16 protein-coding genes and 1 riboswitch are annotated in these 21,776 nt (G+C 63.0%); of the genes, 7 read left to right on the forward strand and 9 right to left on the reverse strand.

Annotation, left to right across the window (positions count from 1 at the left end; all coding sequences use genetic code 11):
* Positions 1-8 precede the first annotated feature (8 nt).
* The 3 genes from MOV80_RS21670 to MOV80_RS21680 all read right to left on the reverse strand — a co-directional run bounded on the left by MOV80_RS21670 (position 9) and on the right by MOV80_RS21680 (position 2,781).
* Positions 9-335, reverse strand: a complete 327-nt coding sequence (locus tag MOV80_RS21670) for a hypothetical protein (protein WP_019103794.1) — start codon at positions 333-335, stop codon at positions 9-11.
* Positions 336-408: 73 nt separating this feature from the next.
* Positions 409-1,140: a transglutaminase-like domain-containing protein gene (locus MOV80_RS21675; protein WP_161523995.1), complete on the reverse strand. Its 732-nt coding sequence runs from the start codon at positions 1,138-1,140 to the stop codon at positions 409-411.
* Between the two features lie 300 nt (positions 1,141-1,440).
* Positions 1,441-2,781: a glutamine synthetase family protein gene (locus tag MOV80_RS21680; RefSeq protein ID WP_019103796.1), complete on the reverse strand. Its 1,341-nt coding sequence runs from the start codon at positions 2,779-2,781 to the stop codon at positions 1,441-1,443.
* 454 nt (positions 2,782-3,235) lie between these two features.
* Here MOV80_RS21680 and MOV80_RS21685 point away from each other — a divergent pair, with 454 nt between their 5' ends.
* Complete coding sequence (locus MOV80_RS21685) at positions 3,236-6,505, forward strand: DUF748 domain-containing protein (protein WP_249605480.1); 3,270 nt, start codon at positions 3,236-3,238, stop codon at positions 6,503-6,505.
* A 241-nt stretch (positions 6,506-6,746) separates the two neighbouring features.
* Complete coding sequence (locus MOV80_RS21690; protein WP_019103798.1) at positions 6,747-9,605, forward strand: adenosylcobalamin-dependent ribonucleoside-diphosphate reductase; 2,859 nt, start codon at positions 6,747-6,749, stop codon at positions 9,603-9,605.
* 69 nt (positions 9,606-9,674) lie between these two features.
* On the opposite strand, the gene MOV80_RS21695 is transcribed toward MOV80_RS21690, so the two are convergent.
* The 3 genes from MOV80_RS21695 to MOV80_RS21705 form a co-directional block, all read right to left on the reverse strand.
* Complete coding sequence (locus tag MOV80_RS21695; protein WP_081575550.1) at positions 9,675-10,535, reverse strand: hypothetical protein; 861 nt, start codon at positions 10,533-10,535, stop codon at positions 9,675-9,677.
* A 267-nt stretch (positions 10,536-10,802) separates the two neighbouring features.
* Entirely contained in the window at positions 10,803-11,825 is a 1,023-nt protein-coding gene (locus MOV80_RS21700) for a magnesium transporter (protein ID WP_081575549.1), read from the reverse strand.
* 82 nt (positions 11,826-11,907) lie between these two features.
* Positions 11,908-12,081, reverse strand: a riboswitch (M-box (ykoK) riboswitch).
* 548 nt (positions 12,082-12,629) lie between these two features.
* The gene (locus tag MOV80_RS21705) at positions 12,630-14,216 is read right to left on the reverse strand and encodes a PAS domain-containing methyl-accepting chemotaxis protein (RefSeq protein ID WP_019102943.1); all 1,587 of its coding nucleotides are present in this window, start codon (positions 14,214-14,216) and stop codon (positions 12,630-12,632) included.
* A gap of 340 nt (positions 14,217-14,556) precedes the next feature.
* Between MOV80_RS21705 and MOV80_RS21710 the strand changes: the two genes are divergently transcribed.
* On the forward strand, positions 14,557-15,762 hold the full coding sequence (locus MOV80_RS21710) for an EAL domain-containing protein (protein ID WP_019102944.1): 1,206 nt from the start codon (positions 14,557-14,559) through the stop codon (positions 15,760-15,762).
* Between the two features lie 9 nt (positions 15,763-15,771).
* Here the strand turns inward: MOV80_RS21710 and MOV80_RS21715 are convergent, their stop codons facing one another.
* On the reverse strand, positions 15,772-16,971 hold the full coding sequence (locus MOV80_RS21715; protein WP_083860708.1) for an NnrS family protein: 1,200 nt from the start codon (positions 16,969-16,971) through the stop codon (positions 15,772-15,774).
* Positions 16,972-17,068: 97 nt separating this feature from the next.
* Positions 17,069-18,397 carry a PAS domain-containing methyl-accepting chemotaxis protein gene (locus MOV80_RS21720; RefSeq protein WP_107733098.1) on the reverse strand — a complete coding sequence of 443 codons (1,329 nt, stop codon included), beginning with the start codon at positions 18,395-18,397 and terminating at the stop codon, positions 17,069-17,071.
* Positions 18,398-18,667: 270 nt separating this feature from the next.
* Between MOV80_RS21720 and MOV80_RS21725 the strand changes: the two genes are divergently transcribed.
* Entirely contained in the window at positions 18,668-19,372 is a 705-nt protein-coding gene (locus tag MOV80_RS21725; RefSeq protein WP_249605481.1) for a glutathione S-transferase N-terminal domain-containing protein, read from the forward strand.
* 61 nt (positions 19,373-19,433) lie between these two features.
* Here the strand turns inward: MOV80_RS21725 and flgA are convergent, their stop codons facing one another.
* Positions 19,434-20,150, reverse strand: a complete 717-nt coding sequence (gene flgA / locus MOV80_RS21730) for a flagellar basal body P-ring formation chaperone FlgA (RefSeq protein WP_052052303.1) — start codon at positions 20,148-20,150, stop codon at positions 19,434-19,436.
* Between the two features lie 159 nt (positions 20,151-20,309).
* On the opposite strand from flgA, the gene flgB reads away from it, so the two are divergent.
* From flgB to MOV80_RS21745, 3 genes are read left to right on the forward strand one after another with little or no spacing between them, the layout of a single operon-like run.
* Positions 20,310-20,645, forward strand: coding sequence for a flagellar basal body rod protein FlgB (gene flgB / locus MOV80_RS21735; RefSeq protein ID WP_275897726.1), 336 nt, complete (start codon positions 20,310-20,312; stop codon positions 20,643-20,645).
* A 3-nt stretch (positions 20,646-20,648) separates the two neighbouring features.
* Positions 20,649-21,074, forward strand: a complete 426-nt coding sequence (flgC, locus tag MOV80_RS21740) for a flagellar basal body rod protein FlgC (protein ID WP_019102950.1) — start codon at positions 20,649-20,651, stop codon at positions 21,072-21,074.
* The gene (locus MOV80_RS21745) at positions 21,071-21,757 is read left to right on the forward strand and encodes a flagellar hook capping FlgD N-terminal domain-containing protein (RefSeq protein ID WP_107732401.1); all 687 of its coding nucleotides are present in this window, start codon (positions 21,071-21,073) and stop codon (positions 21,755-21,757) included. The genes flgC and MOV80_RS21745 overlap by 4 nt, the downstream gene beginning before the upstream one ends.
* Positions 21,758-21,776: the final 19 nt, after the last annotated feature.

The raw sequence follows: 21,776 nt of genomic DNA on the forward strand, positions 1-21,776 counted from the left end.
GGCCGGCTTCAGTTGCGGCGCAGCTGGCAGGCCAGGCTGCGCGGTACCAGCAGTTTTTGCTCGTTCAGGATGTCGCTGCCGGGGAAGTAGCGGATTTCTCGGACATCGTCGTCCTCGCGCAGCAGGGTAATGTTCTTGGCGGCGGGGATGTTGACAACGACCTGGCCGGCTTGGTGGCAAACGATGTTATAGGCGTTGAAATCGCTGTCGCTCAGGTGCTCGCTGCTTTGGCGCGGCGGGTGGGACCGACGGTAGTCGTAGCGGCCGTCCGCCTGGCTGGCGGCGGGCAGGGCGAGCAGGGCGGCGAGCACCAGGGGAGTCAGGCGACGGATCATGGCGCGGTTCTGATTGTTAGGGAAGGGCCTCATCATAGAGGCGGTGTTGGCGGCTTGTACAGCCCACCGGCGTTTATCCGGCGGGATGCAGCCGGCTGTTCAGATAGCGCTCGCCGCGGCGGCGCAGCGGCGGCGGCGCCAGTTTCAGCCATTGGTTGAAATGCAGACCCAGCAGGGTGTTGTTGCCGGCTTCTTCCTGCAGCGCGATGGCCAGGCTGTCGTAGACCGGGTCGTCGTCGTGAAGATCGTCGGCGCTGGCTTGGGAGAAACTGTCGGCGTCCGCGTTCCAACGGTAGTCCGCGCCCAGGCGCAGGCCGTAGCCGCGCGGCAGGCCGGAGGCGAGCAGGCGCGCGTATTGACGCTCGAAGCCGTCGGGATCGAACAGATAGCTGTCGCTGTGAAGCCATCGGCCGTCCAGCCGCGCTTGTACCAGGCCGTGGAACAGGTGTTCCGGCAGGCACAGGTAGACCGGGGCGGGCACGGCGTGGCGGAGGATGCGCTTGTCCAGCCGCACGAAGCGCAGCCGCGCCGGGATGCCGGCGGTGGTCAGCAGCGCGCGCAGCAAGTCGCCCTGAGCGTTGCAATGGCCGCGTCCCAAGGCCAGCGTGCGCTCCGGCGTGACGGTTTCAAACTGGCTGGTGAAGCCGAAGCGCACATGGCCGCGCACGAAGTCGTGCAAGGCGCGACAGTAGTCGCGGTCGTTGTCGGGGGAGGCGTCGCGCTGAACCTGGCGCAGGGCTTCGCTCAGGCTCAGCCCGGCGCGAGGCGCTGGGCGGACGGGGTCTGGCTGGTGGCTTGGGTGCATGGAATGCTCTATCGGCCTAGGTTAACCATATTGAATATTCTGGGCTGGGGATTGTCAATGCACAGTTTGATGACGCCGGGGCGGAAAAGCCGCCAGCCTGGAAGAGAGGCCGGCGGCGAGCGTTCTGCGCCTAAGAGTCTGTTCATAATCTGCTGCGCTTCGTGAGGCGTGACACGGTGAGTGCCGCTTCGAAATGCTCATGTACCATTTGACCATTCCGCTTTCTCAGCGGTTTTCGCCTTGTCTCGCCTTTGCTCGCGAGACTTTAGAACAGGCTCTAAGAAGCGTGCTAAGCGCCGATCAAACGTGCAGCAGCAGGAAGCGACGCTCCCACGGGCTGATCACGTCGAAGTACTCCCGGTACTCGGCTTCCTTGATGGCGCTGTAGGTGCGGATGAAGTGTTCGCCGAACAGATTGGTCAGCGGTTCGCACTTGAGCAGCATGTCGATGGCGTCGTCCAGGTGGCGCGGAAGTTGGTGAGGCTGCTCGTAGGCGCTGCCGGTCAGCGGTTCGGACGGCATCAAGCCCTGTTTCATGCCCAGGTAACCGCAAGCCAGGCTGGCGGCGATGGCCAGATAGGGGTTGACGTCGACGCCGGCCAGACGGTTTTCCACCCGCCGCGCCTGAGGGTCCGAGTGCGGCACGCGCAGGCCGCAGGTGCGGTTGTCGTAGCCCCAGGACAAGTTGATCGGCGCCGAGGTGTAGCGGCTCAGCCGGCGGTAGGAGTTCACATAGGGCGCGAAGAAGGGCATGGCCGGCGGTAGATAGTTTTGCAGACCGCCGATGAAATGGAAGAATTTCTGCGAGGGCTGGCCGTCCTTCAGGCTGAAGATGTTTTTTCCGCTGTCCTTGTCCACCACGCTCTGGTGCAGGTGCATGGCGCTGCCGGGCTGGCCCTGCATAGGCTTGGCCATGAAGGTGGCGTACATATTGTTGCGGATCGCCACTTCGCGCACGGTGCGCTTGAACAGGAAGACCTGGTCCGCCAGCGCCAGCGGGTCGCCGTGGTCCAGATTGATTTCCATCTGGGCGGTGCCCATTTCGTGGATCAGGGTGTCCAGCGCCAGGCCCTGGGCCTCGCACCAGTCGTACATTACGTCGAAGATGCCGTCGTATTCGTTGACGGCGTCGATGGAGAAACTCTGCATGCCCGCTTCGGTGCGTTTGGTGCGGCCTACCGGCGGGCGCAGCGGGATGTCTTCGTCCGGCTGGATTTCCACCAGATAGAACTCCATTTCCGGCGCCACCACGGCCTTGAGGCCTTCGTCTTCGTACAGTTTGAGGATGCGCTTGAGCACGTTGCGCGGCGCCAGGTCCACCGGGCGGCCGTCGAAGAAGGCGCAGTCGTGGATGATCTGGGCGGTGGGTTCCAGGTTCCACGGCACCGGGCGCAGGGTGCTGGCGTCCGGAATCAGCCGCATGTCGGGATCTGCGATGGAGGTGAAGTCCTGGTCCGGGTAGTCCCCGGTCACGGTCATGGAGAGCACTGCTTCCGGCAGGCGCAGGCCTTCGGCCGGATTGTATTTATGGCGCGGCACGATTTTGCCGCGGGCGAGCCCGGTCATGTCCGGGATCAGGCATTCCACTTCGGTGATGCGATTGTCGTCCAACCATTTGTTGATTTGTTCTGCGTTATTCATAAACCCTCTGTTGTCATGTGTGCGCGCCCGAGCTGCTGTCGCGCTGGGCGTCGTGCCGCAAGGTATGCGGCCGCTGCGCTTGTACTAAAAATAATCTACGGTCCAGTGTGCGGCAGCCGGGGCTGCGCGGGCAGGCGGGACGGGGCTGGAATCGGGCCCATTGATGGATCGGCAATCCGGGTGCTCCTCTCTGATTTGATAAAACGGCCAATGCCGTTTTGAATGGGATTGATCGTTCTTGGTTCGAAATGTTCAATATTTTGAACGAATGCATGCTAGTACCGGCGCGTGGACATTCGCAATGATTATTGACTGAATGTCGGCCAGCTGTTGGTTTGCGGCAACAGGGAAATCTGCCACGGGGACTGTTAAGACCTCTTTATGAGTATTAGAATTAGACGATATGGAAAACGATACCGAACAGATAAAACCCGCTTCAGATTCCAACTCGCCATTGCCGAGACCGCGCCGCCGCTGGCTGCGCTGGGCGGCGGTCCCCATTGTGTTGCTGGGCTTGCTCTGGGGATTCCTGGGCTGGCTGGCGCCGGGCATGATCAGCGACGCGGCCGCCAAATGGGCGCAGAGCATAGGCCGCACGCTGAGCATGGGCGAGGTGAAGATCACGCCTTGGGACATGTCTCTGGAGGTGAGGGATCTCAAGCTGAGCGAGGGCGACGGCCGGCCTCTGTTCGCGGTGAAGCGGGCGTATCTGAACCTGGACCCGTCCATGCTGTTGATCGGCCGCTGGCAGGCGCAGGAGTTTTCTCTGGATGAACCGCGACTGGCCTTGGCGCGCAACCGCGCCGGTCAGTGGAACTGGGCCAGTTTCGTCGCCGACGCCGCCGGGCCGGCCAAGCCCGAAGGCGGATCGGACAAGCTGCCGCGGCTGTTGATTAAGGCCTTGAACATCCGCAACGGCCAGGCGCAGTTGTCGGACCGGCTGGGCGGCGACGAGCGCTTTACCATGGTGCCGCTCAATCTATCGCTGGTGGACCTGTCCACGCTGCCGGAAAACGGCAGTTACACGATGCAGGCGGCTTTGACCGACGGCACCCGCTTCAACTGGAAGGGCAGCATCAATCTGCAGCCGCTGAAGTCCGACGGCGAGGCGCAGATGGCGGAGCTACCGCTGGCCTCGATCTGGCCTTATGTGCAGCCGCATTTCAACACCGCCGCGCCGGAAGGGCGCTTGTCGGTGTCGGCGCGCTACCATTTTGAGATGTCCGGCAAAACGCCGGAGCTGACGGTGTCGCCGTTCCGCGCCAGCCTGCTGCGTTTCGCGTTGAAAGCGCCGGGCGGCCGCAGCGAACTGACGATTCCGGAAGTCCGCGTCGAAGGCGGCGCGCTGGACTTGGCGCGTTCAATGTTGAAAGTGCAGTCCATCGAGCTGGACCAGGGGCTGGCGATGGCCGGGCGCGACAGCGACGGAACGGTGGATTGGCAGAAGGCGATTCCGGCCGCGCCGGCCGTCGCCAAGCCTCAGCCGGCGGAAGCGCCGCTGCCGTGGTTGGTGAACATCGAGGCGATCAAGCTGCGCAACTGGCGCGTGAGTTACGCTGATCAGGGTTTCCGCCAGCCGCTGGCGCTGGAGGCCAAGCTGCCGCTGTTGTCTGGCCGCTTCGCCTTGTCGCCGGACCATGGCTTCGCGCTGACGGGCATGCTGGCGCGGCTGGACGAGCTTAAGCTGGGCGCGCAAGGCGCGGAACCGGTTTTGAGCCTGGCCAGCGCGGAACTGGCGTCCAGCCAGTTGTTGCAACAAGGCCGCCGCATCGAGCCGGGCAAGCTGACGCTGAGCGGCCTTGAGGCCAAGGTGGAGCGCGACCGCGCCGGCCAGATCAATCTGGCCCGCTTGTTCGAGTCCGCCGGCCGTTCCAAACCGACCCCCGCTGCGGCGCGCGCCCAGGGGGAGACGGCGCCGGCCTGGAAATTCTCCTACCCGGAAATGGAGTTGCGGGACAGCCAGCTGAGCTGGACCGACCGCAGCCTGGCCAAGCCGGTGAATGCGGCCTTGTCCGGCCTGGGCGGCACCGTGGAGGTGGGCGACGGCCAAAAGCTGGCGGTGGACCTGGCCGGCAAGCTCAATGGCGGCAAGCTGGCGGCCAAGGCCGATATCGACGCCGCCGCCGGCGCACTCAAGGGCAAGCTGCGCGCCGACGGGGTGCAACTGGCGCCGCTGGCGCCGTACGCCTTGAGCGGCACGCCGCTGCGTTTCGGCGGCGGCGCGCTGTCGGCGGATTTGAACTTGGATGTCGGCGTGCGCGGCTGGCGTGTCGGTGGCTCAGCCGGCGTGGCGCGGCTGGCGGTGTACGAGCCGGGCGAGAAATTGCCCTTGCTGGGCTGGCGCGACCTGCAAGTACGCGGCCTCAGCGCCCAAGGCATGCCGCTGAAAGTGGCGATTAACGATGTGCGGCTGCAAGCGCCGGCGGGGCGACTAGTGCTGGACGAGAAACGCGAGCTCAACGTGGCCCGGCTGTTTGCCGGCCAAGGGGGCGCCAAGCCGGCCGCGCCCAAGGCTAAGCCGGGGCCGCTGCCGTTGGTGGAGGTCAAGTCCATTCACGTGCAGGGCGGCCGGGTGCAGTTCGCCGACCACGGCATGAAACCGGACTTCGCCACCGATATGCACAATCTGCGAGGCTCCATCCAGAACCTGTCCACCCGCGCCAATCGGCGCGGCAACATCACGCTGGACGGCGATGTGGACCAGTTTGGCGACGTCAAGGTGCGCGGCGCGCTGTCGCCGCTGGCGCCCACCGACAACACCGACATCACGCTGGCCTTCCGCAATATATCCATGGGCACGCTGAACCCGTATTCGATGAACTTCGCCGGCTGGCAGGTCAAGGACGGCCGCTTGTCGGTGGATCTGCGCTACCTGCTGGAGCAACGCCAGCTCAAGGGCGAGAACCGAGTGGTGATTGATTCCCTGCAACTGGGCGACGAGCTGCCGGACAGCGAGTACAAGGGCCCGCGGCTGCCGTTGCGGCTGGCGGTGGCTATTTTGGAGGACAGCGATAAACGCATCGATCTGGACTTGCCGGTGGCCGGTAGCCTGGACGATCCGCAGTTCAGCTACGGCAAGATCATCTGGAAAGCCATCGTCAACGTGGTGACCAAGGTGGTGACCGCGCCGTTCCGCGCGCTGGGCGCCTTGCTGGGCGGCGAGGGCTTCGACGATATCCGCTTCGTGGCCGGCGAGGCCAATGTGACGCCGCCGGAGCGCGAGAAGCTGGTCAAAGTGGCCGGGCTGATGGTGAAGCGACCCAAGCTGATGCTGTCGATCAGCGGCGGCTACAATGCCAACGCGGACCGCAAGGAGATGGCGCGCGCGCAAACCGATCTGGCGATCTTCGCCGCCGCCGGTCATCAGCTGGGCGCCGGCGAGCCGCTGCCGCAGCCGGACATGCAGGACGGCGAAATCCTGTCCGCGGTGAAATCGGTGTACGGCAAGCAGATCGGCCGCTTCAAGCTGCTGGGCCACACGCTGAAGCCGGGCGGACCGTCCGGAGCGGCCTTGGGCAAGCTGCTGCGGGACGAGTTGATCGCCGCGCAGAACATCACCGACGCCAGCCTGCAGCAATTGGCCAAGCAACGCGCCGCCAATGCGCGCGCGGCGATGGTCAAGACCGATCCGGCGCTGCAGGAACGTATCCAGTTGGGCGAGCCGGTCAAGGTCTCCGCCGGCCGCGACGGCGTGCCGCTGGAGGTGAAACTGAAGACGCCGTGAGGCGACGGCCGCGCGTCGTGTTTTTGCCCATGACAATAGGGAAAAACGGCGGCGAGGTGGAATAGCGCTTGATATGTGTCAACGAACGGCGTAACTACATATAGTGTAATACGCCGTTTTTCTTTTCCAGATATTGCGTATTGGACGTGTCGAAACCTTTTGCGGCCCACATGGTCCATTGCATGCTGGAAGGGGGCCGCCCTGGCCGCCGCAGGCCGCAATTCAAGAGGAACCGGGAACCATGAAGCAGGAAAACATCGCCGCCATGACCGAGCAGGATATCTCCCGCGAGGTATTGCTGGAAAAATACGCCAAGAACGGCGAACAGAGCGTGAGCGAAGTGCGCCTGCGCGTGGCCAAGGCGCTGGCGGCGCTGGAAAGCGACCCGGCGCGTTTCGAGCCGCTATTCTATCAAGCGCTGGAAAACGGCTTTATTCCCGGCGGTCGCATCAATTCCGCCGCCGGCACCGATTTGCGCGCCACCTTGATCAATTGCTTTGTGCAGCCGGTGGGCGATTCAGTGTCCGAAACCGAAAACGGCAAGGTGGGCATTTACGAGGCGCTGCTGCAGGCCGCGGAAACCATGCGCCGCGGCGGCGGCGTCGGCTACAACTTCTCGCGCATCCGCCCCAAGGGCGCGCGGGTCAAGGGCACCAACAGCCGCGCGTCCGGCCCGGTGTCCTATATGCGGGTGTTCGACCGCAGCTGCGAGACGGTGGAGTCCGCCGGCGCGCGTCGCGGCGCGCAGATGGGGGTGCTGGATATTTCTCACCCGGACGTGGAGGAATTCATCCACGCCAAGGACCAGGGCGATTTGCGCAATTTCAACATCTCGGTGGGCGTGTCCGACGACTTCATGCGCGCCGTGGAAGCGGACGCCGCCTGGGAATTGACCCACGCGGTGGAGCCCTCGTCCGACGCCTTCCCCGGCAGCTACCAGCGCGAGGACGGCCTGTGGGTCTACCGCGCCGTGCCGGCGCGTGAACTGTGGCGGCAGATCATGGCCTCCACCTACGACCACGCCGAGCCGGGCGTGCTGTTCATGACCCGCATCAACCAGGACAACAATCTGTCCTATTGCGAGGTGATTGAATCCACCAACCCCTGCGGCGAGCAGCCGCTGCCGGATTACGGCTGCTGCGACCTGGGCTCCATCAATTTGTGCCGCCATGTGCGCCAGCCGTTTGGCGATAAGCCCAGCTTTGATTTCAAGAGCTTCGAGAAAGTGGTGCGCATGTCGGTGCGCATGCTGGACAATGTACTGGACTTGACCGTGTGGCCGCTGGAGGAGCAGCAGCGCGAGGCCCAGGCCAAGCGCCGCGTCGGCCTGGGCTTCACCGGCCTGGGCGACGCGCTGATCATGCTGAAGATACGCTATGACAGCGAGGAGGGCCGCCGCTTCGCCAGCCGCATTTCCGAGGCGATGCGCGACGCCGCCTACGACGCCTCCGTGGATCTCGCCATCGAGAAGGGCGGTTTCCCGCTGTTCGACGCCGACGCCTACCTGGCCGCGCCGCATTGCGCCAGCCGTTTGCCGGAGGCGATCAAGGCGCGCATCCGCAAGCACGGCATTCGCAACTCGCACCTCTTGTCCATCGCGCCCACCGGAACCATTTCGCTGGCCTTCGCAGACAACGCCTCCAACGGCATTGAGCCGCCGTTCTCCTGGTTCTACACCCGCAAGAAGCGCATGGCCGACGGCAGCCAGCAGGAATATCTGGTGGAAGACCACGCCTACCGCGTCTACCGGATGCAGGGCGGGGACACCAACGCCCTGCCGGACTACTTCGTCTCCGCGCTGGAAATGAGCGCGCTGGACCATATGCGCATGGTGGCGGCGGTGGCGCCCTATATCGACACCGCCATCTCCAAGACGGTGAACGTGCCGGGCGATTATCCGTTCGACGATTTCGAAAGCCTGTATCTGGAAGCCTGGCGCGCTGGACTGAAAGGGATTACCACCTACCGGCCCAACAGCGTGCTGGGGTCGGTGTTGTCGGTGGAGCCGGCCAAGCCCAGCGCCGCCACGCCGCAGGACTTGTCCGGCAGCGGCGACGGCGATCCGGACCGCCGCGTGGTGCTCAACACCGCGCCGACGCCGGCCTTGTCCAGCTTGAAGTGGCCTAACCGGCCCAAGCTGAAGGAAGGCAACCCGTCCTGGACCTTCATGGTGGAAGGGGACGCCGGAGACTTCGCCGTGGTGGTGGGTCATGTGGAGAACGGTCGAGTGTCGCCGTTTGAATGCTGGGTCAACGCTACAGAGGAACAGCGCGGGCTGGGCGCGGTGGCCAAGACCCTGTCCATGGACATGCGCTGCCGCGACCACGGCTGGCTGGCCGCCAAGCTGGACGCGCTGTCGCACACCAACGGCGACAAACGCTATGTGTTCGATCTGGGCGAGCGCACCGTTTACGCCACCTCGGCCTCGGCGGCCCTGGGCAAGGTGGTGCGCCACCGCGTTGAGCAACTAGGGGCGTTGCCGGCGGATCAAAACGAGCCGACGCCGGTGATGGACGCGCTGTTCGCGCGCAAGGAGCCTAAATCCGGAACCGACGGCACCATGAGCTGGTCGGTGGACGTCAGCAACCCGCAAACCGGCGACGACTTCGTGCTCTTCATTAAAGAACTGGTGCTGCCCAACGGCCAGCGCCGGCCGTATTCGATGTGGCTGGCCGGCGCTTATCCGCGAGAGCTGGACGGCTTGTGCAAGATGCTGAGCCTGGACATGCGGGTGATAGATCCGGCCTGGATCGGTCTCAAGCTGCGCAAGCTGCTGAGCTACGCTGAGCCGCAGGGCGATTTCTTCGCCCGCATTCCCGGGGCGGAGAAGTCGCAGAGCTGGCCGTCCACCGTTGCCTATCTGGCGCAGTTGATCATCCACCGCTACGCGATGCTGGGAGTGTTGACCGAGGAAGGCGTGCCGCTGGAAGAGATGGGGGTGATGGTGCCGGAGCAGAGCGATTTGTTCAGTCCGGAAGCCAGCGCCGCCTTGAAACAGGTGCCGGGCAAGCCCTGCCCGGAGTGCGGCAATCACGCCTTGATCAAGAAGGATGGCTGCGAGTTTTGCACCGCCTGCGGTCACGTAGGCGCTTGCGGTTGAGCTTTAGACGGGTTGATTGACGACAATGGCCCCGGCGTTTGCCGGGGCCATTGTCGTTTGGAGCAAGCGTCAATACAGCCCGTGTTGAACCGCCTTGCTCCGGCACAGCACATAGGGCAGGCCGTTGGGTTTTCCCGGGAAGGGATAGCTTTCCCCCACCTTGCTCAACATCGCCGCGCTGCTGCTTTTGCGCTGGGTTTTCTTGATCGCGCTCTTGATGGCGGCGGCGTCGCCGTCCACGAACAAGGCCAGGAAGCCGCCGTCCGCCTCGGACAACTGCGCAGAGCGAATCGGCAAATCGCCGTAGTCATAGCCGCTGGGCAAGGCCAGCTCATGTTCCCATACCTGGTTGGGCGTTGAGCCGGTGGCGGCGGCCAGCAGTTTGGCGACGCCGTTGTCACTCAGATTGAGATTGTGGCAGCTCAGCTGCGCCGCCAGGGCCTTGTTCTTGCCGGCGCCGGCTTGGGCGCCGCCGGCCGCCTTGGCCAGACGATAAACGCCGTCGAAGGGCACGTCGCCGAAGGCGCTGGCGCACCGGTCCATCTGCACTTGCACCGCGGAGGTCTGGGGCAGGATGTTCATCGTGCAGATGCCTTCGCTATAGCGCCACTGCCCGCCGTTGGCCTGTAACTGTCCGCTGCCGGAGCCGGAGCGCAGTTGGCCGGGTTTGCCTTTTTGCATGACTTCCAGTTCAAACTTGCCGTTGGGGCGGATGGTCAGCGTGCGCTCGAACTGTTTGTCGGAGCCGTCGTAGATGCCGGGAGCCATTGGGGCGGCGGCTCCGTCCCCGGCGGGGTCTTTTTGCAGAGCTTTCTTGATGCCGTCCTTGAGGATGGCGCCCAGGTCGAAGGTTTCGGCGTGGGCCGTCAGCGGCAGCGCGGCAGCCAGCGCCAGCGCGGCGGCGAAGCGTTTACGGTTTGAATGGGTCATGAAAGAGGCCGTTTAAGTGGCGTTGCTATGAAAGGAGGTGCCGGCGTATGCCTTGATTATTTAAATTTATCAGGACATTAGCATGGCGGGTCGCTGAAAACAACTTGGCGGCGGCGTGATAAAAACCAAGAAGAGGACAAACTGGCCTAAGCGCCTGTTCAAAAGTCCCATGCACATGTGGCGCGCGCCCGGCAAGTCCGCATCCAGGGATGGGCTTGGCGGGCGCGGCTTGCGGCGGCGCGCGATGGCGCGCCGGAAAGGGGGCGCTTAGGCCAGGTCGGAAATCACCAGCATGGCGATGTTGAAGTAAATCACCAGACCGGTGCCGTCGATGAAGGTGGCGATGAAGGGGGCCGACACCACGGCCGGGTCGATGCGCATTTTCTTCAGCAGCATTGGGATGATGGAGGACACGATGGCGCTCCAGATGGTGATGGCGATCAGCGTCAGACACACCACCAAGGCCACTTCGTCGCCCACGCCCAGCATCCAGGCCCGTATCCAGGCCACCACGCCGATGGCCAGCGCAATCATGAAGGATGTGGTCACCTCTTTGCGCAATACCGTGCCGATGTTGCGCAGGCTGACTTCGCCCATCGCCATCGCGCGCACCAGGGTGGAGGTGATCTGAGTGCCGCTGTTGCCGCCGGTGCCGATCAGCAGCGGAATGAAGAAGGCCAGCGCGATGGCGGCTTCCAGCTGCTCTTCAAACACTTTCAGGATAGTGCTGGTGTAGGCTTCCGCGAAGAACAGCAGCAGCAGCCAGGGCAGGCGCTTTTTCCACAGGCTCCACGGGGAGCTTTCCAGATAGGAGGTTTCCAGCGGCAGGCTGGCGCCTTGGCGTTGAGCGTCGTCGGTGCCTTCGTCGCGGATCAGTGCGGCGATTTCCTTTTCGTACAGGGCGCCCAGCAGTTTGCCGCCGCTGACAACCGGTGCGAGATCCACGCCCTTGTCTATCAGTTCTGGCACGATGTCGCGGCGCTGTTGATTAGGCTCGACGACAAAGGAGGTGGGGCCCATCAGCGCGGAAACCGGCAGAGTCAGGTCCGTTTCGGTCAGCAGGCGCTTGACCGATAGCTGACCATGCAGGAAGCGGCTGCCGTCGATGACGAAAATCTGGGCGGGAATGTCTTCGTCGCGTAGCTGTTTGAGCATGTGCTCGCGCGCTTCGCTGACTTTCATGTCGCGGCTGAGGGTGATCAGCGAGTCGCTCATGTAGGAGGCGACGGTTTCTTTCAGATTGACTTCGTTTGCCTGAGCGGTAGGCAGAGTAATGCTTGCAAAAGACATTTTGAGGTATTCCCCGTTAGCTGTTTTATAACCACAAACAGTTGTCACAATGGGGGCGGAAACCAGAAGAGAGAGTGCAGAAAAGCTATCTCCGCGTCTAAGTTTTGGCACTATGCAACGTATCCCGACTGCATGCGGGAAGTCACTTTGGGCTATACCTTAATCCGATAAAGCCTGTCCTAACCTTGGGCGTCTCTCGACGTCGTCAGATCAGTGACCTGTGTTTGCATAGGAGCCTCGCCGAACGAGACACTGCATCTGAGAGCCGTTGATTTTGCCCGGAGGCCGCGTTGCGGCGTTGGCTGGATCATGTGTGCGGCTCTGAATGGAAGGCCGGGCTTGCGGCCGGGCGGTTCCTGCGCCGGACTCGACGCCGCTCTAGCGGCGGTGCGTCGCGTTGGGCGCGGTTTTACTGGACGATCACCTCCTTGTTTTGTTTGGACTACGGTTTAGGACCTGTTCAACGTCCGCTGCGCTTTGGCGATGCGGCGTTGAAAGTCGATTTAGAATGTTCATATACCCTAATGTGCATTCCGTTTTTTCAGTTACAAGGCCTTGTCTCGCTCTTGCTCACGAAACTTTGAACAGGCTTTTAGGGAGCGCGGGCGGGCGGCATGGGCCGCCTGCCTGCGCCGTCTTCGTCGCGACGGGTGTCATGGTGCAGTGCAATAGAGTCGCGACGAATAACGGTTATGAAAGAATGGGTATCAAGTAGTTCCTTAATTTTTCACGGTTTGTGTAATAAAACTTGTTTGCATGGAAATTTTCCGTAAACATGCCATTCGGTCGCATGGTTGATGCCGGTCACATATGTTTTTCGAATTGGCTGACCAGGCGACGCAGATCGCTGGCGGTGGTGTGCAGCTTCTGCGCCACCTGCAGGGTGGCGGCGATGCTGTGGCTGTTCTGTTCGGTCAGCGTGCTCATGGTTTCCATGCTTTGGGCCACCTCGGTGGAGGCGGACGACTGCTGCCGCAGCATATTGGCCACGCTGGAGGAGGATTCCGCCACTTTTTCGTTGGCGTTGCGGATTGCTTCCAGCCCTTGGGCGGCCGCTTGTATGGTTTCCTCCGCGGTGTGGACTTTGTTCACCGCCGCCTTCACCTCCTCCAGCGCCTCCTGCGAGCGTTCGCGCAGGAAGGACACCGATTGTTCGATCTCCAGCGTGTTGCCGGCGGTGCGTTCCGCCAGTTTGCGAACTTCGTCGGCCACCACGGCGAAACCGCGGCCTTGCTCGCCGGCGCGCGCCGCTTCTATCGCCGCGTTCAAGGCCAATAGATTGGTTTGGTTGGCGATGTCCTTGATCACGCCGGTGACGGTATTGATCGATTCCACCGATTGCTCCAGCTTGATGATGATGTCGCGGGTGCAGGACACCTCGCTGACCACCGCCTGAGCCGCCTGACGGGTGTCGCTCATCTGGGCTTCGCCCTGGCTGGCCAGTTCGGTCGCCTGGTCTGCGAACTCGGCGCCGGTGCGGGTGGACTGCGAAATCTCGTTGACCGAAACGGACAGCTGCTGCAAGGCGGCCGCCACACGGGTGATGCCCTCCAAGGTGGTTTCGCCGCGGATGTTCAACGATTCGGCTTCGGCGTGGGTGGCGGTGGCGGCCTCGCTGACATCCTCCGCGCCGGCGACGACGTCGGCGAGAATGGCGCGCAAATGGATGCGCAGGGTTTCCATCTCCTCCAGCACTGCGCGGGGTTCGCGCGGGCCGGAGGCCGGTATCTGGGCGCTGAAGTCGCCCTCGGCCAACCGCATCAGCGCGCGCCGCGCCGCGTCTATCGGCCGCGCCAACCAGCGCCCGGCCACATAAGAGGCGGTCAAGGCCCATGTCGCCGCCAGCGCCAGCAGCGTCAGGCGCAAGGCGCCGTCGCTAGCCGCGCCGCCCAGGATCAGCGCCGTAGCGGGCAATTGCGCGCACAGTAAAAGCCAGGCCGTTGCCGGCGGGGCGGCGTGACGGGTTTCCGGAAACGCTTGGCGGCGCTCGCGGACACGGGCGTAAAGTTGTTCGGCGTCGGCGGTCTGCTGTTTGGACGGCGCGCTGCGCACCGACATATAACCCACCGGCCGGCCGCCTTCGCAGATCGGCGTGACGTAGGCTTCCACCCAGTAGAAATGCCCTTGCTTGGTGCGATTCTTGACCAGTCCCTTCCATGGGCGGCCCGACTTGATGGTGCTCCAAAGGTCGTCGAAGGCGGCTTGCGGCATGTCCGGGTGACGCACGATATTGTGCGGCTGCCCAATCAGTTCTTCTTCGCTGAAACCGCTGATGTCGATGAAGGCGCGATTGGCGTAAGTGATCTGGCCTTTTAGATCGGTCTTGGTGACGATGGGGCGGTGGGGTAGCAAGAACACCTCGGTGCCATCCACGGGAAGGTTGCTTCTCATTGCCGGATCTCCTGCTTGACTTTGCCGGAAAACGGCGCGGGAGGCGGATCGGCATAGCGGTCCGCCGGCGGCGTCGGTGGCGATCATTCAATTCGGGTCAATCCAGGCGAAATTTGTTGTTTGCCGCGCTATTTGATTGATTGGGATGAAGTTTCGCCTCGGTGGCCCCCAATGGTGATATAGAACAAAAGCGCAGCGCCATGCGGCAAAGTTTGATGCGCTTTTGATAATAGTAAAAAATCGATGTCTGAAAATTTCACGGCAAATTCAGCATCTTCCTATTTCTTTAGTTTGAGCCGGCTGAGGAGAATAGCGCTCCAACTGGGACAGAGAACATGCCATGGAATCTATAAGCACCAAACCTGGCCCGGCGCCGATGCGGGTCTTGATCGTGGATGATCACGATGTGCAGCGCTGCGCCCTGAGCCAGGCTTTACGTCAAGTGGGAATCGAGCGCATCGATGAGGCGTGCGACGGCGCCGGCGCGCTCGAACAGCTTAAGCGGCATCGCTATGATTTGATGATCAGCGATCTCAACATGCCGGGGATGGACGGCATCCTGCTGCTGCGCCATCTGGCCGGCTTGCAAGCGGTGCCGCCCATCGTGTTCAACAGTTCGCTGTCCAAGGACATGCTGATGGGTGCTTATCGCGTGGCGGCGTTTCACAATCTGCCGGTGATAGGCAGTTTGAACACGCCTTTGTCCATGGAACAGCTATGCAAGTTGTGGCAGACGGTGGCGCGACGGCCGGCGTGGGACGGCGCTACGTCGAGGTTTGACCGGCAGGAGTTGGAGCGGGCGCTGCGGCGTGGAGAAATCCTGCCCTGGTATCAGCCGCAGGCGGATCCGGGTTTGTTGAGAGTCATGGGAGTGGAGGCGCTAGCGCGCTGGCATCATCCCGAGTTGGGCCTGCTGGAGCCGTCTGCGTTCTTGCCCGGCCTTGAGCATTACGGCCTGGACGAGGACTTGTTCTTTGCCATCTTCCGCTCCGCGGCGGAGGATTATCGCCGTTGGAGCGGACAAGTGGCCTTGTCCGGTTTGAGGGTCTCGATCAACCTCACCGCCAGCCAGTTCTGTAACCCTGAACTACCGTCCAGCCTGGCTGAGGCGGCGGAAGAATTGGGCATGGCGCCGGCCTTGCTGACGCTGGAGCTGACTGAAACCCAGCGGCTCAAAAACATCTATCAGGCACTGGAAAACGTGATACGGCTGCGAATGGCCGGCTTTCGCGTTTCCTTGGATGATGTGGGCTGCGGTTACAACGGTTTGGAATACCTGCGCGAGCTGCCGGTAAGCGCGATCAAGATAGACCGCGCGCTGGTGGCCGGCGCCGCCGGCGATAGCGTGGCGAGAGAGATCCTCGAGTCCACCATCCGGCTGGCCAAGGATCGCAATATCCAAGTTGTGGCGGAAGGCATCGGAGAAGAGACGGATTTGCAGTTGATGCTGCGCCTGGGCGTGGATTATGTACAAGGCTATCTGCTGGGCTGGCCGATGCCGGCCGATGAAGTGCCGGAGTATTTGCGTCGGCGCGGACAAGGCTAGTTCAGAGGATCAACCCGGTTTGCCGTCGGCTCGCCGTCGCCAGTAGCTGGGCATGAAAGCGCGGCCCCAGGCCGCCAGCGTCAGCAGCCAGCCCATGGCCGCCGCCCCATACAGCCAGCCGGACCAGACGCCGGGCAGCATTTCCGTGGCTACCCGAGTCAGCGCCAGCCAGTGTGCGGCCAGGTAGAGTCGCCACAAGCCGGGGCCGGCTTGCAAAGGCTGGCCGGAGTGACCCAGCGTCACTCGCGACACAAAGGCGATCATCATGGTCAGGAAGAAGCCTACGGTGACGGCGTGCAGCGCCGCCAGCGCCAGACGCGGGGAAGCCAGCCAGCCGTTGAGCGCGTACAGGCCGAAACCGATTGGCAGCCAGGCGAAAGCCAGGTGCAGCATGCCCAGCAGCCGCACCCGCAGCGCGGCCGCCAGCCGCCAGCGCCAGCTGACATAGGCGAACAGTATGGCCAGCGCCGCGTCCAGCGGCCAACTGGGTAGGCTGAAACCGTCCAGCAGGCCATGGCCCAGCGAGCCGGTTAGCATGGCGGCCAGCAGCCAGCCCGGCCGCCAGGGCTGATACTGGGGCAGCGCGTTGGCTGAGAAGAACGGCAGCATGCGGTGGCAGACGGTCAGGAACACGGGCAATAGAAAGCCCCACAAGGCAAGGTTGCGCATCCACAGCCAGGCTTGGCCATCCTGAAAGATCAGCCAGTAAGTGCCGGCCAGCAGCGCCAGCACGCCGCAGAGCAGGGCGGCCAGCACCGCGCAGGCGTGACGGCGGTCCGGCTGCGGGCTAGCCAGCAGCAGGCAGGCGAAAGTCAGCGTTAGCCCGCTGAAACCCAGGGTGTACAGCGCGTGGCCGGTCAGCGTCCAGGCGATGCCCAGCCATAGTCCGGCCAGCCACAGCAGCAGTCCGGTCACCATCAACGCCGGCACGCCGACAAAGATGAGGCGGCTAGGCGGTTCCACGCCCAGCCAGCGCGGGCCGGCTGTGAATAGAAAGCCGGTCATGAACAGTGGGAAGAAACCGAACAGCATCAGGAAACCGTGGGCAAGCGAAGAGGGCACCGCCAGCGCGGCGTGGACGCCGAGCAAGCGGCTGGCGAGTTCGGCGCTCCAGGCGGCCAGCAGCAGAATGGCGAACAGCATGCCGGGCAGGAAGGCGGCGCGATGCGGCGCCTGAGCCAGCATCGCCGCGGGGTGGGGGTGTTTCATCACGGACTCGGGAAAGGTGTGGGCGTCTCAGTATCGCCGCGCCGGGGCCGGCGCGGACATGATTTGGATCAAGGCTTTCCTAGCCCGCCGACGTGGTTCAAGCGCGTTGCTGCAATAGCTCCGACACGTCGCGCACCACTTGCACCACTTCCTTGGCGCCGGCGCGGATCTCGGCGATGGAGTCGCGCGCCTGCTCGGACAGTTGCAAACTGGTGTCGGCCAGGCCGCGCACCTGCTGCATCGAAGAGATGGCGGACTTGGAGTCTTCCTGGATGCTGCGCACGATGCCGGAAATCTCGCCGGTGGACTGGCTGGTGCGTTCGGCCAGCTTGCGCACCTCATCGGCCACCACCGCGAAGCCGCGGCCCATCTCGCCTGCGCGAGCCGCCTCGATCGCCGCGTTGAGCGCAAGCAGATTGGTCTGGTCGGCGATCTCGCTGATGGTGCTGATGATGGTGCCGATCTGACCGGAGCTGTCGCCCAGCTTGGTGATGATGATGGAGGAGCTTTCCACGCTGGACGCCACCTTGGTGATTTCGCTGGCGGCCTGTTCCAGCACCGCGCTGCCCTTGACCGACAGCTGCTCGGTATTGACCGAGACTTCCACCGCCGACTGGGCGTTTTCCGCCTGGGTCTGCAATTGCTGCACCCGGCGGCTGATGTCCTGGGCGAACTTGACCACCCGCACCGGCTTGCCGTTCAGGTCGTACACTGGGTTGTAGGTGGCTTCCAGCCAGATGGTTTGCCCGTTCTTGCTCAGGCGCTTGAACTGGCCCTGGAAAAACTTGCCCTGGCGCAACTGGCGCCAGAACTCCGCGTAGTCTGGGCTGGCGGCGTAGTCGGTGTCGCAGAGCATGCGGTGATGCTTGCCGCGGATTTCGGCCAGGGTATAACCGAAGGTGTTGAGGAAGTTTTCGTTGGCGTCCTGGATATTGCCGTCCAGATCGAATTCGATCTGCGCCATCGAGCGGCTGATCGCCAGGCGGATGGCCTGATCGCTCTGCTCCTGATGCACTTGCTCGGAGATGTCGGACGCCACCTTGACCACGCCGCAGACCTGGCCGTCGCTGGACAGTACCGGGGTGTAACTGGCTTCCAGCCAGATTTCATCGCCGTTCTTGGCGTAGCGGCTGAAGCGGCCGTTGACCGGCTCGCCGCGCTTCAGTTTTTGCCAGAACTCGGCGTAGGCGGCGCTGGAAACATGGTTTTTATCGCAGAAGATGCGGTGATGCTTGCCGATGACTTCTTCGCGCCGGTAGCCCATGGTGCGTAGAAAGTTTTCATTGACGTTGGTGACGATGCCGTCGGGAGTGAACTGTATCATCGCCATCGAGCGGTCGATGGCGGACAGCATGCCGCGCAGGCCGTCCAATTGGCCGGTCAGCTCGTTGAGCTGTTCCTTGAGTTTTCCGGAAAAAAAGGGCATGGCTGCCTCCATTGTAATTGCCATCCAGGAGTGCCAGTGGAGCACGCCAACCTCATTTCAAACTAATACATTCCACATCATTTAGAAGGGAAATTTATTTTTGAATGAATGTCTTATTGCTGGGCGGCGTTGGCCATGGGCACGGCTTAACAGTGTATCCAGCTATTACGTCAATAACATCTCGCCTTTGATTGGCGGCTGATTTAAGACAAATGCAAAAACCGGGCTTATCATGGTCGCGCAACCCACCCGCAAACTCATGGAGCGCTTATGAGTGATTTATCCGCCTTTCCCATTACCCGTAAATGGCCCGCGCAATATCCGGATCGCATCCAACTGTATTCGCTGACCACGCCCAACGGGGTCAAGGCGTCCATCATGCTGGAAGAAACCGGCCTGCCGTACGAGGCGCATCTGGTCAGCTCCGACAGCAACGATCAGTTGTCGCCGGAATTCCTGTCGCTGAACCCCAATAACAAGATTCCCGCCATTCTCGATCCGTCCGGCCCAGGCGGCAAGCCGCTGGCCTTGTTCGAATCCGGCGCCATCCTGTTGTATCTGGCGGAGAAAAGCGGCCGGCTGTTGCCGTCCGATCCCGCCGCGCGCTACGAGGCCATACAGTGGCTGATGTTCCAGATGGGCGGCATTGGTCCGATGTTCGGTCAGGTGGGCTTCTTCCATAAGTTCGCCGGCAAGGATTACGAAGACAAACGCCCGCGCGACCGTTACGTGAACGAGGCACGCCGCCTGCTGGCGGTGCTGGATCAACGCTTGAGCGGCCGCCAGTGGGTGATGGGCGAGGAGTACGGCATCGCCGACATCGCCATCTTCCCCTGGGTGCGCAATCTGATTGGTTTTTACGAGGCCGGAGCATTGGTGTCGATTGCGGACTTCCCGCAGGTAACGCGCGTACTGGAAGCCTTTCTGGCGCGGCCGGCGGTGCGGCGCGGGCTGACGATTCCTGCAAGATCGTAAGCCGTTTCCAGGGGTGTTCGCCCTCGCAAGAAAAAGCCCCTGTTTGGGGCTTTTTGCGTATTTAGTCCACCGGGTTGACCTCGCCCGGCTGGCTGGCGCGGGCGCGGATCACCTTGCCGGTGGCGCTGTTGCGCACGCGGATGATTTCGCCCTGGCGGCCGTTGCCCAGCGCCTCGCCGGCGGCGACTACCTCGATGCCGCTATGGCGCGCCACGATGCGCACTTCCTCGCCGCGCTTGACCAGCAGGCTGGCTTCCAGCGCCTTGAGCCGCAGCGGCTGGCCCTGGCGCAGCGCGGTGCGGTTGCTTAAGCCCTCCAGCTTGGTCTTGGCGCCTACCATGTCGGCAGGGTCCAGCACCGGGCGCTCCTGCCATTCTAAATCGCCTGCGTCCAGCAGGCTGCGCGCCGGGATGTCGCGCGCCGCCACCGCCACGCGGGCGCTGATGTCTGCGCGGACGATGAATTCCGCGTCCCAGCCGGCGGCGTCGCAGCGCGCCTGCAGCCGCATGCGGCTGGGCGCGCGTTCATCCAGCGCGGCGACGCGCACCGGTTCGGGGCAGGGCGGGGCGTTGAAGCCGCGCGGCGGCAGCGCTTTGATGTTGACGCGGGCCGCTTCCAGGCCGGCTTTTTCCAGTTTTTTCAGCAGCAGCGCGCGCGCGGTCTGCTCCACTGCGGCGGCGGCCGGATAGGGGGTTGCCAGCGCCGGAACGCTGGACAGAATGAGCAGCGCAGCCAATAGCGGCGCGGCTTGATGCCGATAGGGTGTGAAAATTCCCATTAAAGATGACTTGGTAATTATCCCGTATACGCGAGAGGGTGCGGTTATTAGTATCGCTTTTCAATCGAGCGGCCATTTAATGTGAATTAGATAGCCGATGTTTAAACATGGTAGAGAACCGCATGGGTCTAGGCAATGGGTTTCCACCTTGATAAGGCATTGAGCGTCCACCCTGCTGCCTTGCAGTTAAGGGCGGAGCGTACCCGCATTCTGGCGTCCAACATCGCCAACGAGAACACGCCCGGCTATCAGGCGCGAGACATCGACTTCAAAACAGCCTTGGCCGCTTCGGCGGACGACGCGGCGTTTCCGCTGGATTCGCCGTCCGGTGAATTGCAATACCGGCTGCCCAACCATCCCGCGCGCGACGGCAATACCGTGGAGCTGGGCGTGGAGCAGGCCGAGTTCGCGCAGAACGTTTCCGAATTCCAGACCAGCCTCGCCTTCCTGAACATGAAGTTCCGCGGGCTGGCCAAAGTGATAGCAGGTCAGTAAGCCATGTCCTTTCGCGATATTTCCCGCATCGCCGGCTCCGCCATGACGGCGCAGACGGTGCGTCTCAACACGGTGGCCAGCAACCTGGCCAACGCAGACACCGCCGCCGGCAGCGAGCAGGCCGCATATCGTTCCCGCAAGCCGGTGTTCGCCACTCAGTACCGCGGCGGCGACGGCTTCGACGGCTGGCGAGGCGCCAGCGTGGGGGTGTTGGACGTGGTGCAGAACCAGGAGCCGGTGCGCAAGGCGCACGAGCCGGGCAATCCGCTGGCCGACGCCGACGGCAATGTTTTCTATTCCAATGTGAACGCGGTGGAGGAGATGACCGACATGCTGTCGGCCTCGCGCGCGTTCCAGACCAATGTGGAAGTGCTGGCCCGAGTCAAGGGCATGCAGCAGGATCTGCTGAAACTGGGAGACAACGCATGAGCGTGAACGCCGCGCAAAACGGACAGCAGAGCCAATCCGCCGCCTCCAATGGCGCCAATCCTCCGGGCGTGGCGCCGGCCGCCGGGCAAAACCCCGGCATGGACGATATGTTCATGAAGCTGCTGCTGGCTCAGATTCAGAACCAGAACCCGCTGGACCCCACCGACGCTTCGCAATTCGTCAGCCAACTGGCGCAGATGAGCCAAATGAAGAGCTCCGCCGACATGCTCAAGCAATTGCAGGGCAACGCGCTGATGTTGCGCGAGCTGCAGGGCGTGTCGCTGGGCTCGCAAGTGGGGCGCCAGGTGCTGGTGCAGGCTGATCAGGCGCACCTGAGCGGCAAGGACGCCTTGTCCGGCCGCGTGACCCTGTCCGGCGAAGAGCAGCAGGTGTCGCTGGTGCTGACCGACGCCGGCGGCAAGGAGACCGTGATCGAGCTGGGCAAACGCCCGGCCGGCGAATTCGATTTCAACGTGGACCCAAGCAAGCACGGCCTGGTGGAAGGTGATTACAAGCTGGAAGTGCGCACTGCGTCCAAGTCCAAGGCCGGGCTTGAAATGCAGGCTACCGTGTCCGGCGTGCGCCTGCCCATCAACGGCGGCGAGCCTACGCTGACGCTGGCCGGCCTGGGCGAATTCCCCGCTTCCGCCATTACTCGTTTGCTGGGCAAGACCCAGGCCTGAAGCGCTGATTCAAGACACC

Origin of the sequence: Chromobacterium sp. IRSSSOUMB001 (genome assembly GCF_023507765.1) — a bacterium.
Lineage (GTDB): Bacteria > Pseudomonadota > Gammaproteobacteria > Burkholderiales > Chromobacteriaceae > Chromobacterium > Chromobacterium haemolyticum.

Excerpts from the sequence above, each read along its gene's own strand:
- MOV80_RS21690 (WP_019103798.1), top strand. The coding sequence starts at position 6,747 with ATGAAGCAGGAAAACATCGCCGCCATGACCGAGCAGGATATCTCCCGC.
- MOV80_RS21725 (WP_249605481.1), top strand. The coding sequence starts at position 18,668 with ATGAGTGATTTATCCGCCTTTCCCATTACCCGTAAATGGCCCGCGCAA.
- MOV80_RS21705 (WP_019102943.1), bottom strand. The coding sequence starts at position 14,216 with ATGAGAAGCAACCTTCCCGTGGATGGCACCGAGGTGTTCTTGCTACCC.
- MOV80_RS21720 (WP_107733098.1), bottom strand. The coding sequence starts at position 18,397 with ATGCCCTTTTTTTCCGGAAAACTCAAGGAACAGCTCAACGAGCTGACC.
- MOV80_RS21675 (WP_161523995.1), bottom strand. The coding sequence starts at position 1,140 with ATGCACCCAAGCCACCAGCCAGACCCCGTCCGCCCAGCGCCTCGCGCC.
- MOV80_RS21745 (WP_107732401.1), top strand. The coding sequence starts at position 21,071 with ATGAGCGTGAACGCCGCGCAAAACGGACAGCAGAGCCAATCCGCCGCC.
- flgC (WP_019102950.1), top strand. The coding sequence starts at position 20,649 with ATGTCCTTTCGCGATATTTCCCGCATCGCCGGCTCCGCCATGACGGCG.
- MOV80_RS21680 (WP_019103796.1), bottom strand. The coding sequence starts at position 2,781 with ATGAATAACGCAGAACAAATCAACAAATGGTTGGACGACAATCGCATC.
- MOV80_RS21670 (WP_019103794.1), bottom strand. The coding sequence starts at position 335 with ATGATCCGTCGCCTGACTCCCCTGGTGCTCGCCGCCCTGCTCGCCCTG.
- flgA (WP_052052303.1), bottom strand. The coding sequence starts at position 20,150 with ATGGGAATTTTCACACCCTATCGGCATCAAGCCGCGCCGCTATTGGCT.
- MOV80_RS21710 (WP_019102944.1), top strand. The coding sequence starts at position 14,557 with ATGGAATCTATAAGCACCAAACCTGGCCCGGCGCCGATGCGGGTCTTG.
- MOV80_RS21700 (WP_081575549.1), bottom strand. The coding sequence starts at position 11,825 with ATGTCTTTTGCAAGCATTACTCTGCCTACCGCTCAGGCAAACGAAGTC.
- MOV80_RS21695 (WP_081575550.1), bottom strand. The coding sequence starts at position 10,535 with ATGACCCATTCAAACCGTAAACGCTTCGCCGCCGCGCTGGCGCTGGCT.
- MOV80_RS21715 (WP_083860708.1), bottom strand. The coding sequence starts at position 16,971 with ATGAAACACCCCCACCCCGCGGCGATGCTGGCTCAGGCGCCGCATCGC.